Annotated in this window: 10 protein-coding genes; 4 read left to right on the top strand and 6 right to left on the bottom strand. The window is 42.0% G+C overall.

The genetic code is table 11. The features are described 5' to 3' along the window. Window positions 1-57: 57 nt before the first annotated feature. The 3 genes from MIC7126_RS0119615 to MIC7126_RS0119605 are packed head-to-tail and all read right to left on the bottom strand — an operon-like array spanning window position 58 to window position 4810. A complete protein-coding gene (locus tag MIC7126_RS0119615) occupies window positions 58-2952 on the bottom strand; it encodes a DUF1156 domain-containing protein (protein ID WP_017654872.1) in 2895 nt (964 codons plus the stop codon). 34 nt (window positions 2953-2986) lie between these two features. Next, window positions 2987-3565, bottom strand: coding sequence for a PIN domain-containing protein (locus MIC7126_RS0119610; protein ID WP_017654871.1), 579 nt, complete (start codon window positions 3563-3565; stop codon window positions 2987-2989). A 33-nt stretch (window positions 3566-3598) separates the two neighbouring features. Continuing rightward, entirely contained in the window at window positions 3599-4810 is a 1212-nt protein-coding gene (locus MIC7126_RS0119605; protein ID WP_017654870.1) for an ImmA/IrrE family metallo-endopeptidase, read from the bottom strand. Window positions 4811-4965: 155 nt separating this feature from the next. Here MIC7126_RS0119605 and MIC7126_RS0119600 point away from each other — a divergent pair, with 155 nt between their 5' ends. From MIC7126_RS0119600 to MIC7126_RS0119585, 4 genes are all read left to right on the top strand, one after another. Beyond that, entirely contained in the window at window positions 4966-5154 is a 189-nt protein-coding gene (locus tag MIC7126_RS0119600) for a hypothetical protein (protein WP_017654869.1), read from the top strand. Between the two features lie 103 nt (window positions 5155-5257). Next, window positions 5258-5536 (top strand): multiubiquitin domain-containing protein, encoded by a 279-nt coding sequence (locus MIC7126_RS0119595; RefSeq protein ID WP_017654868.1) that lies wholly within the window; start codon window positions 5258-5260, stop codon window positions 5534-5536. A 9-nt stretch (window positions 5537-5545) separates the two neighbouring features. After that, a complete protein-coding gene (locus MIC7126_RS0119590) occupies window positions 5546-5926 on the top strand; it encodes an E2/UBC family protein (protein ID WP_017654867.1) in 381 nt (126 codons plus the stop codon). Beyond that, window positions 5923-7371: a ThiF family adenylyltransferase gene (locus MIC7126_RS0119585; protein ID WP_017654866.1), complete on the top strand. Its 1449-nt coding sequence runs from the start codon at window positions 5923-5925 to the stop codon at window positions 7369-7371. The genes MIC7126_RS0119590 and MIC7126_RS0119585 overlap by 4 nt, the downstream gene beginning before the upstream one ends. A 9-nt stretch (window positions 7372-7380) precedes the next feature. On the opposite strand, the gene MIC7126_RS0119580 is transcribed toward MIC7126_RS0119585, so the two are convergent. The 3 genes from MIC7126_RS0119580 to MIC7126_RS0119570 form a co-directional block, all read right to left on the bottom strand. Continuing rightward, entirely contained in the window at window positions 7381-7809 is a 429-nt protein-coding gene (locus tag MIC7126_RS0119580) for a DUF7680 family protein (RefSeq protein WP_017654865.1), read from the bottom strand. Window position 7810: 1 nt separating this feature from the next. Further along, on the bottom strand, window positions 7811-11044 hold the full coding sequence (locus MIC7126_RS0119575; protein ID WP_017654864.1) for an ATP-binding protein: 3234 nt from the start codon (window positions 11042-11044) through the stop codon (window positions 7811-7813). Between the two features lie 190 nt (window positions 11045-11234). Next, window positions 11235-13868 carry a DEAD/DEAH box helicase gene (locus MIC7126_RS0119570; RefSeq protein WP_017654863.1) on the bottom strand — a complete coding sequence of 878 codons (2634 nt, stop codon included), beginning with the start codon at window positions 13866-13868 and terminating at the stop codon, window positions 11235-11237. Window positions 13869-14237: the final 369 nt, after the last annotated feature.

The following is a 14237-nucleotide window of genomic DNA, read 5'->3' as shown; positions in this document are numbered from 1 at the left end:
AAGAAGGGAATAATACCCCTCTTGGCTTGTGGGGAGGATTTAGGGAAGGGGTCACTTTTAATCAAATTCCAAATTCAAGCTAATTTGTCCCCCTTGATTTAAGGGTAACTCAGTCTGCACGTAGGAGACTTTGGCTTTAATTTCATCCATAGCTAACCACAAATCTAATAAGGCTTTTTCTTCGGGGATGCGTTTCTTTTCATCAGTAATGCGGGGAATGACTTTCAATGTGACTTCAAATGTCCGCATGAATAAATCGTTGCTGACTAAGCCTGTGTTTTTCAAAAATCTGCGTACTGGTTCTGTATTTCCTTCTTCTTGGTAAAGGGTGATAATTGCGTGGAGTCCATCTACTAAATATCTGGCAGAAAATTCAGTATCGATGACGGAGAAGGCGCGTTTTTTCAGGCGTTGTTCTGGGGTGAGTAATTTACAAGAACCGCTTCCAGAATCGAGTAGTTTATGTTTTTTTACCAAATCAGAAACATCAAAACCGCCGACTGCTAAAGCCAGTTGTCTAGCTTCATCAAAGGGGAATTCTCGCGCTTCAAAGGTATCCCATGCTAGCAGGTACCATTGGGTTAAGGGGTCGATACCGTTGAAGTCTTTACCTTCTAATAAATTTTGTAAACGGTACTCAACAATTGCTTGGCGTACTTCTTCAAATGCAGCTTTGGGTTCAACGGGATTACCTGCACTGTCGAGGATGGAACTGTAGCGGGTAAATACGCTTAAAGCACAACCGTAAGCAGTTAAGCACAAGTCAATACCGGGAGGTTTAACGCGGCGGTGAGGATCTGCGACTCTATCAGCTGCGGGGCGGGAATCTGCTGTGAGTGATTTTTCAATATCCGGTGCTTTTTCAAAGACGATATTTCGCACGTCGATACGCACGTCATCCCACCAAGCTTGTTGGGCGTTAGGGTCGCGTTTGCGGCATACTAAAAGCACGGTGCTGGAAACTGCGTTTTTCTGCGCTTGGTGCAAGTTTTGCGGGTTTTCGGTGCTGACAGCCCAAGATGCGGTAATCTCGAAACCAGCATCGATGAGGGATTTTGCTAAGACATCCCACGCGCCGGAGTCTTTGTGGTTGAATTGTACTGTCATCAGGCCGTCGTCGCGGAGGACTCGATGGTATTCGGCGAACGCCATCGCCATTTTTGCTTCATAGTCTTGGTTGGCGAGTTCTTCTGGAGATACTCCCATGTTACGGAACCGTCCAGGATTTGCGATCGCTTCTCTGTCTTTGTCAGTTAGTTCGTTAAAGAATAATTCAGGAAAGATACTTAATAGATTTGATCGAAGCCATACATAAAAAAAGTCTGAAATTTCACCATAACGAATAGAATCATAGTAGGGTGGGTCTGTAACTATGACATCTACAGAGTTATCAGAAATGTAAGTTAAGTTATCGACTGATGCTAAGTCTATTCTGATGGATTTTGTCTCGGTTTCTTTAAATACTGGGATACCTATTGAACCTAATTTAGTCCCAAAAATAGAACAAAGTTTAAAGTAATCATCTGCACAATCAGAACAAGATTTCCATAACCTGCAAGAGCCACTTGATTCTGGATAATTCCAAAATACATTTAAAGAATGTTGAGCGCTTGCAGGTTGAACTTTTAATGCACTACCATCCCAATGAGTTAATCTAGAATTTTTATCAACGCATCTGTTTAATACTAAAGATAAATAAGTTACAATAGCTTCTGCTTTGTCAGACACATATTCAGACTTAATTAATGCCTTAGCCTCATTGATAATTTCTACATAAGTCACAACAGTTAAAAGCTGACGAGTATGAAACATTTCATACCATTTACGAATACCATAGAGGTACATATCCGGCCCTCTGTGGGTATTTTCAGGAATTTCCTGAGTTGGCATAAACCCGGCTAATTCCCAATCATTTCTCTTATTAAGCAAAAATAACTCTGCTTTTTGAACACCTTCATAATCTATTGCCGTAGGCGTTCTAAATTCTAGTAAACCACTTCCTTTTCTATAAGCAACTGCATAAAATTGATGTCCTAACCTAGATGATTGAGATTGAGCTTTTATCGTTTCATCTTGAATTACACTATTACAATTAGGACATCTGCCTACACCTCTGCTAATAGTTGTTGTAGTATCCGGATCATACTCTCCATGATCTGTTTCAATAGTTGTCCCCTTTCCCTTCCTACCCTTAACCAATTCAAAATCAACTCGCTTATTTTCAGGATTAGGAATTGGCTTTACAGCATACCAATCACTTGTAATTTTCCTAGCTTGTCCTTTGCCTGCATAATTGCTAGTACGACTTAACCACCAATTTGGACTCAACGGAACAACAGACTCGCAACTCGGACAAACAACCGTATGCGCCCATAAATAATTCTGCACAGTTTCTCCAGGTAAAGAAGGGAAAAACTCAGCTAATCTTTTCTCAGCTTCATCCCCTACCCACTTCACCCATTTATCAATATCCTGCTGCAAATCTGGGCCAAACTTTAGCGGATATTCCATCGCCGCCTTCATCGTCACTACCGCCACAGGGTTTAAATCAGAAGCCAGCACATTTAACCCATATCTCGCCGCTTCAAACGGGATACTCCCACCACCTGCAAACGCATCTAATACAGTTGGTGTGCGAGTTCCCCAAACCTTCTCACAATAATCCTGCACCTTCTTAATCTGCACAGAATTTGGCGGCGTTTTATATAGTTTTACCTCCTTCCCTGGTACTAACCCCAGCAAATATTCAAACTCTTGCATTGTGATATCTGCTGGTAATAAAGAAGCCAACACACTGGCGCGACTAAATGACAATGGCTTACGCGAATACCAGCGATGTAAACCTTTAAATGGATTTCCCCCGTGTTCAAAATTAACTTGCTCATTCAGCAGTTGTACGGGCATCATTTTTTCGATGAATACAGCGGGGCGGTTAGGGGTGGGGTTGGGCATGGATTGTTTGTAATACTACAGCTTCCTTTAAGTATTATGGATTGAGATGACTAGAAATGTCATTTTGATATGGCAACTGAAAGTTATAACCTTCTTCAAATAACTGAGCGTAAATGTTATTAGCGACAGACGAACAGAGAATATTGCTTTTAACCGCTTTGGTTAAAATACCTAAAGTTCCAGTGACTCGAATACCTCGTTCTCTTGCAAACCGTTTAGCTGTACCATCATCCGAAGCAAAAATCCAGTTACGGTTGCGGGCTATCGCCATCGCTTCTGACTCTCCTGGGCTAAAACGCTTTCTATATTCCATCGACAGGCGTAACTCTATCACTTCATCTTTTGGGTTAACTTCGTCATCAGGCGACCGCATCCAGCCTTCTTGGAAAGCTTGATTAACTGCTCTTAACTTGGCACGGGTACGCAAATAAGTAGAATTACAGGTACTTGCACTTCCAACTTGAATCTCTCGTCGAACCGCCCTACCAATAAAGGCTCTACCCGCATAGAGCCTTCTGAGAACATGTAATATCTGTGCCGGAGAAAAATTACTCAGAACAGTGCTATCAAAAATTATTGGCGATAAATCTGGGTCAATATTTTCCTTTTTCACTTAATTGTTTCCATTCAAACTCACACCAAATTTCTAAGCGTTCTCTATGTCGCTTAATAATTCTGAATCCGAATCAACTCCCATATCGAGGGGAATATCTCTAGCTTTTAATTGAGATTTTGCTTCCTCTATAGAACATTCTAACAATTCAGCTAACTTGCCTAAGCTAATTTGACCTAAACGATATGCCTCAAATGCCATTTCTGTGTACTCATCAGGAAATTGATTGACTTTTTCTAAGCGAGGGACAGAACGACCAATTTTAGCTAGTAGTTGTTTTGGTTTTTCTTGGGATAATTGTTGATAGACGCTTTTTTCAATTAATTCAACCTTTTTATCAGCCATACGATACAGCATTGCTTGATAGCTAACTCCAAAATCTAATGCCAAATGCATCACAATTTCAGCAGTAATCTCTCCGTTATAATTCTCTAGATAAGTAGTTAATCGTGGAACTATTGCTTCTTCTGGCATTAGAAAATTAGCAGCAAACCATTGAGCAAAGTATTCTTCTGGTTTACGGTAGTGTCCATTCGGATCGCAGGTAATACCTTTTTGCTGGCGATGAATCAAATGATGGCAATATTCATGTGCCAACACGAAATTCAACTTATTGGTTGAATAATCCCCCAGATTTCTTTTTACTAAAACGAAGGAACCAAGAAAATGAGAAAAAATGAAACATCCTCCTAATTTAGGGGTCACAAGATTCCATGCCATAACCCTGACACCTTCACTTTCTAAAATTCCCCACATATCTCTAATAGGGCTAGAAATTGGAATCCCTAGTCGGGCACGTTCTTGTGCTGCCATCCACTTGGCTGCTGCTGGAGTAGGCTTAAATACGTTGTATAAAGGTTCGCTTGAGTAAGGTTCAGAAAAACGGTTCAACTTTCGAGCTAAATCCCCAAAGTTGCGGTGAAACTGACGAAAGCGCTCAATTTGCTCTTTATCTGGCGATATGTCAACAACTTGGTTGGCGCTGAAAAGGATTTGAGTTGGGTCATCCTCCTCAAAATTACTTGCCTCTACTACTCTGTACTCTTCATCAAAGAAAAACAGAATACTCTTGCCAACTAAACGGGAAAACCGTTCGAGTTCCAAACTGTCTACCTTGCGTTTGCCACTTTCAATCAAAGACACAGCAGAACGCGGCAGTTCAAGATGCTGTGCCACAGTATCTTGAGACAGTGAAGCCTCTTCCCTAGCAAGGCGAATTCGGCGGCCTAGTTCTGCGTAATTCATTCTCCTTGGAACCTAAGTTTTGTTTGATAATCGAACACCCAACCTAATCTTAGCCCGATTTGGCAACAAAATTACACTTTTTGTTGTTAGTTTTATGAACATTGTGCTAACTTGTATCAAGTCAATGTTCGATTTTCAAACAAAAAGGAGGGCTTATGTCTGACGAACTGAAAAAACCAGGCGAAATCGCACAACGGTCAGGTCAATACGAGATTACTGGCCCGCGTGGCGGTAGGACGGGAGAAGAACGAACCGTAACCAAAGGTGAACCTCTACCTCCAACTCCACAAGCAGGTCAGCTTTACAAACTAGTTGACCCTACCAAGCATAAAGGCTCTAAATAGTCTACTTTCCGAACCACTTATTTATTCTTGGGGAGTGCAAAATCTGCTACTCCCCAATCCTCTCATTCCAAAACTACAAAATTAAATTTACAAGGAGTCTAATATGCAGATTGAATCTCAGCAAGACGCAGAATTATTGGCGAAAAAACCCAAAACAATCACTGTTACTGTCAACGAACGCCCTGTAACCTTCTCAGAGCATAAGGCTACAGGCTTAGAGATTAAACAGGCTGCGATTAAGCAGGGTGTAGCGATTCAGGAAGATTTCGTGCTGTTTGAGGTTAAAGGTAATTCTCCTCTCAAGCAAGTTGGCGACTGCGAAACCGTTACCCTGCACGAGGGGCAAAAGTTCCGCGCCACCGCACCTGATGACAACTCATAGGAGATACCAATGACACCTGAAATTGAGCAGGCGATCGCAGAAATTCAGATCGCCTTTCCTGGGCATTGTGTCGAAGTGGAAGCTGAGGCGCAGGGTGGCGCAAACGTCATTGTCCATAATTTAATGATTGGCGAACAGTACGTACCTTCTACTAGCTGGGTAGGTTTTGCAATTTCCTTTCAGTATCCCTATGCAGATGTCTACCCGCACTATATAGATGCAGGGTTGCGTCGAGTTAATGGTTTAGTCCAAGGTGCTGGATTCTCTGCTAATACTTGGCGAAATCAGCAGGTAATCCAAGTGTCGCGGCGTTCCAACCGATGGAATGCTGCCATCGACACAGCTGCAACTAAGTTAACTAAGGTTCTTACATGGTTGAGAAGCCAATGAACAAACCTATTGAGTTCAGAATCGATCAGCCACTTTACCAAAAGCTTCATCAGCATCTTTTCCCTGGTGATGGTGATGAACATGGCGCGGTAATTGCAGCAGGTATTGTAGAAACTCCTCGTGGTATCCGCCTGCTGGCGCGTGAAGTTTTTCTAGCGCAAGACGGGATTGATTATGTACCTGGAACTCGCGGCTACCGTGCTTTAACTGCAAAGTTTGTAGCTGAAATATCAGGTTACTGTGCAGAACAGAACCTCTGCTACTTCGCCGTACACTGTCATGGCGGTACAGACCAAGTTTGTTTCTCAGCTGATGATATGGCATCTCATGAACGAGGGTATCCAGCATTGCTTGATATTACTCGTGGCGGCCCAGTGGGGGCATTAGTGTTTGCCAAAAATGCCGTAGCTGGAGATATCTGGACTCCCTCTGGTCGCTTTCAACTCGACCACATGACAATTATCGGCCCACACATCCGCAATCTCTATCCTTCTCCCCGACCTCGACCAAGACCTTCAGACCCAATGTACGATCGCCACGCACGATTATTTGGTGATGTGGGACAACAAATTTTCGCCAATTTAAAGGTAGGAATCATCGGACTTGGCGGGGGAGGTTCGTTGATCAATGAATGGTTGTCCCGCTTGGGAGTTGGGCATATTGTCGCCATCGACTTTGACCGTATTGAATTAACCAATCGACCTCGGATTGTTGGCACAACTCCTTGGGATGCAATGACTTGGTTAGTTAAACAGCCCATCCCTTGGTTGCAAAAATTAGGTAAGCGATTGGCTCCTTATAAAGTCAATGTTGCACGTCGGGTTGCCAAACAAGCTAATCCCTCCATCCGCTATGATGCAGTCGTGGGAAATATTGTCGATGAAGCGATCGCTCATTTACTAGTAGATGCCGATTTCTTGTTCTTGGCAGCAGACTCGATGCAAAGCCGTCTAGTTTTTAATGCGCTGGTGCATCAGTACCTGATTCCAGGGATTCAGATTGGTGCTAAGGTTTCTGTCAATAAGCAAACAAAGCAGGTTAGCGATATTTTCACTGCTACTCGACCCGTACTTCCTTACGCTTACGGTGGTTGCCTGCACTGCCATGAATTGATTCCGGCTGCTAGGTTACAACAAGAAGCATTAAGTGAACAAGAGCGTCGAACTCAGCGTTATGTTGATGATGAAGATATCGCTCAACCGAGCGTTATTGCACTCAATGTTAAGTCTGCCGAGCAAGCCGTGAACGATTTTATGATGATGTTCACAGGGCTATATCAACCAGAAGTCCAATTGTGCCACCAATTAAGGTTTGCACGGGAACGCAGCATTATCAATGTGGAGCCGCGTGCTAACGATTATTGCTTGGATTGTAGCAGTAGTTCCAGGAGTCGTCGCGCCAGGGGCGATCGCTATCGTCTCCCCTGCCGAATGCCAAATGGGTAGCAGTGGCGGCTAATCACCAAGCAATACTCGAATCGCTTTCAAAGCCTGATTACGTTTACCATTACTAATTTTGGCAAACCAGTAGTGCGATTCTTCATAACTCATAGCTCTAATCCCTTGAGCAATATTAGCGATGCGCTCCAATTTAGAAAGCGGTTGCAAAGTTTGAAACAGCAACGCCAAATTTATCCCTGATTCTTCATTCAAAATATAGGGAGTTTGGCGATTATGACTTAACGTTTTGGGGTCGTAATTATTCGCTTTCAAACAATCATAAATTGCCTGTTTTACCTGAATTAAAGCATTGCCCTTGAGCCGCCCAATCCGTTTTGCGGAAGGACGCTTTTTTTCGCCGGCTTTCTTATAAGCACATTGATACAACTCTAGGGCAAAGTTATTGTTATCCGTGGGAACTACTCGCAATTGAAACTCTTGCATCTCAGTACGTTACTTTCGCCGTCAAATTCAGCCTATCAACCGGGTTCCGATTTAGGGCTTGTTTGATATTACTGATTTCTGCGCCGTTTGGTTGTACTGGAGATGAAAATTTAAATATTAGCTTTAGGGACACATCAGCTTTTACATCCGCGCTACTGAGTAAGGTGTTGACAGGCCCCTGAAAACTCTGAAATCCTTTGTATGGCCCTTGATACTCTAAGCGTGTAAACTGTTCACCCATAGTAACAGTTACCGTTTGGTCAATTTCCAAAGGCAGCTTCATCAACATCGGGAAAGCCGTCATCAACTTGCGGTAGTCCATCACTTGTGCAACGGAAACTTCCAGGGACTCAATACCTTGAACTCCATTGTCCTGGATAAAATCGCCTAGTTCATTAAATACCCTGTCAAGTGTCCCCTCCAAGTCAAATTCTTCCGGTTTGGCTTTAAATAGAGATAGATCATCCCAAGAACCGTTTCCATCTTCGCCCGCGCTTGGTGTGCTGGGCGTTCCAGTGCCATAAACTAATATCTTCGCTAGGGTTTCCCTCTCCTCTACTTCGCCATTGCCGTAATCAGCTACGATTTTGAAAGTTGTGGTTTTAGCGATCGCTGTTTCGTACTCATCACTAGGACGAAACTGTCCCCCTGTCAAATTTCCATCCTGATAAAGCTGTATTGTCAATGCGCCTGCTGCTTTCCACCGCACCCGCACAGGTTTAAGCGTATCGGTACTAGGCATTATTTGGGCATTCAGTTCAATTTCTCGCGGTTTCGGCGGTTCGAGAATTCCCCGGCGGTAAAGTACCATCCGTTCCGAAAATTCAATGGAGTCAGGCACGGTAATTTTACCGTCATCGGTTTTAATATACAGCTTTTCTCCGACTTTCATATCCCAATTGCCATTCTGCAAACCCTGGCGGATGCTATCTCGCAGCTTTGAGAGTTCAGCATCGAGGAGTATATTTAAACCCAAGTCTTTGGCGAAAGCTTCTTTCAGTGCTTTGGTTGTCCAATAGGTTAACCCAGATGGCCATACCTTCTGCAAAATGTAAGCTGGGGCGTAAGATGGTGCTTCATCAGCACGAATTTTTTGACAATCTTTCAGTGCTTTTAAAATCACATCTTGTTGATTATTTTTACCCTTGACATCACTAGCATCCTGTGCAGATAAAGGATAGTGCATCAACCCCTTGGGCGCTTTTACCGAATCATTAGCTGGGTAAAATAAATGGCGATAAGCATTAGTTAAAGATACTCTTACACCTAAATCCAAAGCACCTTTTTTATCTTTAAGTTGTTTCTGCTGATTTTCTGATAAATCTTGCAAGCGGTTAGGAGAATTAAGAATATTTTGAATCGCCCGAAACTCCCTCGCATTGTCAATTGCTCGTTCTAATTCTTGTCTATTGGCGACTAAGAATAACAAGCGATTTCTAAATGTACGAAATTTACCTGACTCTCCTGTGTCATTAAAAATTCTCTCTACAATTTGCGGTGGCCCTTCGGTAGTTGCAGAAATAGTCGCTTCGTTAAAGTCAATTAAACACAACGCAATGCTATCCGGCGCATCATCAACATCTGCGGGTGATTCGGGTGCAGAAACTAGTTTGAAGAATTTATCAGCAAAAATTGTATCACGGCGATTTCGCAAATCTTCTTTCGCTTCACTAATTCCAATTTGGGCTTTTTCCTCAGCAATAATTTTATTAATTGATGGTTCTTCCTTGAAACGAGCCAGAGTTGTTATTGGATCGTTTTCTAAGTACCAAGCAACTTCACTCAGCCTTTCTAAAGCGGTATCAACAAAACCAATTTCTAGCCCCGGTGTGAGCAAAGATAAATTTAATTCAGCCCGACGAATACCGGCGGCTGTACCTTGGTTGATGGAATGTAAAAAAATGGTACGTGCTACCCAGGTGGAAAAGGGAGGTTTACCAGCAGCTTTCCATTCTGCATCTTGTAACTGGGCATGTGCTTCTCTCCCAGTTGGGTTATAAATGTCTGCTTGAATAGCTATACGCATCAAGGGACGTTCTAAACGGGCAGTTAAATCGCTGGTAATTTCTTCTTCAATACCTACGGGGATGTGGTGAGAATGAATTAGCGGTATCCAGGTAGTAGTATCGTCCCACAGATGACGTATAACTCTAGCAAATAACCGCAAAGCACCTCTAGTGCGTTGGAAGTTGGGAATGGAAGCAATTTTTTTAGTTAGCAGGTTAAATAATTCGGGGTGGAAGGGATAACTCTGCTCGATACTTTCCGCATAGCGTGCATCTTTACAACCATCCGGTAAGTTAATGCGGCTGGCTTTATAACTTTGTAAATATTCTCTGGCAGCATTAGCGGCAGCATCGGCTTGAATATTGCTGAATACCCGTTGTTTGACGATATTATAAATTTCAATATCGGTGCTAGGTTTGAGGATGCGTTCTTGACGGGCAGTAGCAGAAATTGCTTCACGGATTTCTGTGGTTTCTTCCCCAAAACTGTCGCTAGAGGAAGCCAAGGTATAGACAAACACTAAGTTATTACAAGCTGCGGCTAAGTCCATTAAGGAGAATAAAAACGCCACAACTTGTTCTGCTAAGTCACTGTTACCAACTATGGTGGCTTTGGCTGCTCGCAAATATCTGGCGATTTCATCCAAGATAACTACAGTGGGTTCTCCTTGCATGATCCGTTCTAAAACCACTGTTCCAGGACTAACTCGCTGTTCGTCAGAACCTTTAAGTAAGCTGTAGCCGGCTACACCGCCAATTTGATAGGCAATTTCTCCCCAAAGGGTGTATGTGGTAACACCAGTATCGGCATGATAAACGCCGTTAACAGGGTCGAGGTCTTGACAGGCGATCGCAGCTGCTTGAATCGGTCGGTCTGGAATTAAATTCAGGTCAGCAAAACGGTCTAGTCCAGAAATCTCTCGTCCATTTTTGGCAATGTGCCACAATGCAATTTCGTCGTGGGTTTTACCACCACCAAAGCTGGTTTCTAGCCGGATAATCGGAGAACCGACAGCAGCACCAACCAACCGTCCAAAAACTTCAGAAATTAATGTTTTTAAACCGTCAGTAGCAAAAGTATTGGCGAAAAATGCTGTTGGGTCTTGGTATACCTGGGGTGCTTTCCCTTCCACAACCAGTCGCAATTTGGCGGCGAATAATTCGGGAGAGAGTTCCCCTGCTAAAATTTCTTCTCTGGGAATGCAAGTTTTGAATACTGACGGAAGCATAGAGATGTGTTGATAGTTCGCATTTGATAGTTGACAGTCAATACCAGCCGTCAACAACTGGGTGTTTTTAAAGATACACTTAATCCGCTTGCTCAATTCTATACAGAATTACTATGTTTTGGCACGGGGTTAAGCCACAAACTACAAAAGCTATTTGGATAGTGGTCATAAAACTCAGGCAACCGTAGATTTAAATTAATGATTCTAGTGATGTTGACCAGCCACAATTTCGTTGTGAGCAGCCTATATAAATACCTTTATAGCTTTTGTAAGCACTTGCTTGTTGCTTACATACTGAACAGTTAATGTTCATAAATCTCATCAAAAGCGTTGTATCTTTCTCATTCATTTTCCTGCGAGAATGGTGAGGATTTTTAGAACAAGTAATATAAGCTCCATATTCAGTACGGCTATACCAGCGAGGTTGTCCGCAATCAGGGCATTGACCAAACGGATTTTCGCCTTGATTGATTTTACTTGTTATGGAACCTGGATCTTGTTCAGGTACTAAGCGTAAAAAGCTATACAATAATTTTGTAGTTTGTGGTAAATCTATCCGAATAACTGATGCCAATGGTGAAGTCGGATTCAAGTATACCCACAAGCACTTACGGTCAATACCAATTAAACCGATACTAGTATTAGCCTGATTATCCCAAAGATGAGTATTTTGTAGTCCAGTAGCAATAGAATTGCGGCTTTGACCTGTGATAAAAAATCGGACACCACGAGAATTACACTGCTTTAATGTAGCTAAAGGAAACTGATGATTGCTAGTGGAGTTTGGCCAAGCTATAGCTACTTCTTCCTTAGTTGCAAGTAAATCCAACTTTATTTGTTGTAAAGTATCCTGGCTTTTGGAAAAGTAAGTTAATCCAGGTAAATCGCTGAGTGGTTGTAAAGCCCATGTCAGTGATTGGATATTAGCTTGAGCATATATACGGTCAACAAATTTGCGAAAAATATTAAAGGAGTCAAGTTTTTGCTGAATATATTGATAATTAAATAAACTAATAAATTTACCTTGCGCTCTACTAACAGCAACATTGGCAAGCCGCATAGCTGTACTTTGCGTTCCACCTGTAACTAATTTTCCTGCCTTAGCTTGTGGTAAACCTTCAACAGCATCAAAAATAATTAGATTCTGTTCTGCTCCTTGAAAGCGATGAACTGTAGCAACTCTTACAGACTTGTCCGTAAGGTGTAAATCTTGCAGCAAACGTTGTATTAAACGTGCTTGGGCATTGTAAGGAGCAATGATACCCACACTAGAATTATTAATCTGGGTACTTTGGTAAGCTAGATTGACTGCTACTAAGGCTGAAATGATATTAAAACGGCTATGAGACTGCTGTTCTTTAAAACAAAAAGCCGAAAGTTTGCTCAAGTCATATACTATTAGGGCTGATCCTGGATGTGGCTGACTCTGGACAATCGGCATCGTCCTTTGCTCCACACCAGAGCCATCTTGCAGTTGCCCATTGTAAAAAAGCTGATTTGGTATTTTAGAAATAGCTGGATTCATACGGTACTGTGTTTTTAATAGCGCCATCCGTGAGTCAATTTGTCCCCTATTTACCTTGAGAGTAATACCAGCTTCGTCAAAGATATCTCGTTGTAGCCATTGCTGTGCTGCTTCTGTCTCTGCTTGTGAAATAGGCCCTAACTGACGAAAATCACCAAAAATAGCAATACGACGATTAGCAAGGGTGCTGACATAAGCACAGTGCGGAATATAAGCCATACTCGCCTCGTCCACTACTATGGCATCAAAACGGCGTTGGTAGATTTCTTTAGCGATCGCTGCTTTAGATAAGGTGCAGCCAACTACTGTTGCTTGTTTAATCAGTTCAGTTTCTTTCTGCTTTAACTGTTCTTTGAAGGGTTGCAAAGCTTGTTTAACAGTTGCAATCTCATTTTGGATACTTTGACGTTGCAGTTCGGTTAGCTTTTCAATACGCGATCGCTTGACTAAATCTTTGCGTTGTCTTTCTAACCGTTCTATTTGCTCTATAAGTTTTGGATTCTGCTGACGTGCTACTTCTCTAACGTGTAACTGCGAAAACTCTTTTAGACTACCAGGGGTCGCAACTCCATAGCGCAACACTAGACCATTTTCATAAATAGGCGCACCTTGCAAATACTCAGCTACACTTTTCATAGCTGTATCAACAGCAGTGTTGCTATGAGCTACCACCAAAACTGACTCACCAGCTTGAACCAGTGCAGCTACAGTGATTCCCAAAGTTTTAGTTTTCCCTGTTCCTGGTGGACCCCAAATAAAACTGACTTGGTGATTAAGTACCTTGTCAACAGCAGTTTTCTGATATTCATTACAACCTATTGGTTTTTGTAATCGCGGCTCAATTTGATTTAACAATTTTTTGGTATTGCTTGTTGAAGGGTTAGTTTCACTTTTCTCCCCTAGTAACATTTCCGCTAGGCTTCTATTAGCTCCCTTTAGATTAGAGCTTTCTAGCAACCGCTTTTTTAGTTCTTCCAATAAAAACCAGGGAGAGGTATAGAGTATAGCTGTAGGAATTGAATTTCCTAAATTTTGCTGTAATGCCAAAATAATATCAAAGCCTTCAACGGAAACTAAAATTCCACTATATTTTTTGCCTTTATACTCTAAATCTACTGGAGTATCATCAGGAAAACGCAGTTCAGTATCGGTTGTAAATGAATATATATATTGACGGCCGCGTTTAACTAAAAATGAACCATCACTCAAAAATGTTTTTTGTCCACCGCTTTTTCGTAATGCTTTAATCTCATCTTCAAGTGCTTTATTAAACTGTTGTTGGTATTCTCGATAACTCATAGACGCATCCTTGAAACTCCTATGGCTAGGATGGTAAAAATTTTGCCTAATCAATACGGGGTAAACCGTATTCGGTCATGTACGGTAGAAATGAATTTATCTTTTCTATACATGAAAGTAAAATCTTCGTGAAGCCATTAGTATTCAATAGTTTTGAGTATAAAATAAAACTAAAATTTTAAAAACGATTGATGTGTGCGGTCAAAACCAGCTACTTGCTTACTGGGACTTAGACAAAAATTAGCCTCAAAAAGCCATCAAATGTATATATAGAAAGACTTTGACATCAATTGACCTAGTTTCTTGATATATCTAGGTTTGGCGCATTTTTTAGCACTTGATGTATTTTCCTTGCCTTGTATAAGCTTG

The sequence above is a fragment of the Fortiea contorta PCC 7126 genome (assembly GCF_000332295.1).
Lineage (GTDB): Bacteria > Cyanobacteriota > Cyanobacteriia > Cyanobacteriales > Nostocaceae > Fortiea > Fortiea contorta.
Note: the sequence above shows the minus strand (reverse complement) of the source record. Positions and strands in the feature narration are given on the sequence as shown.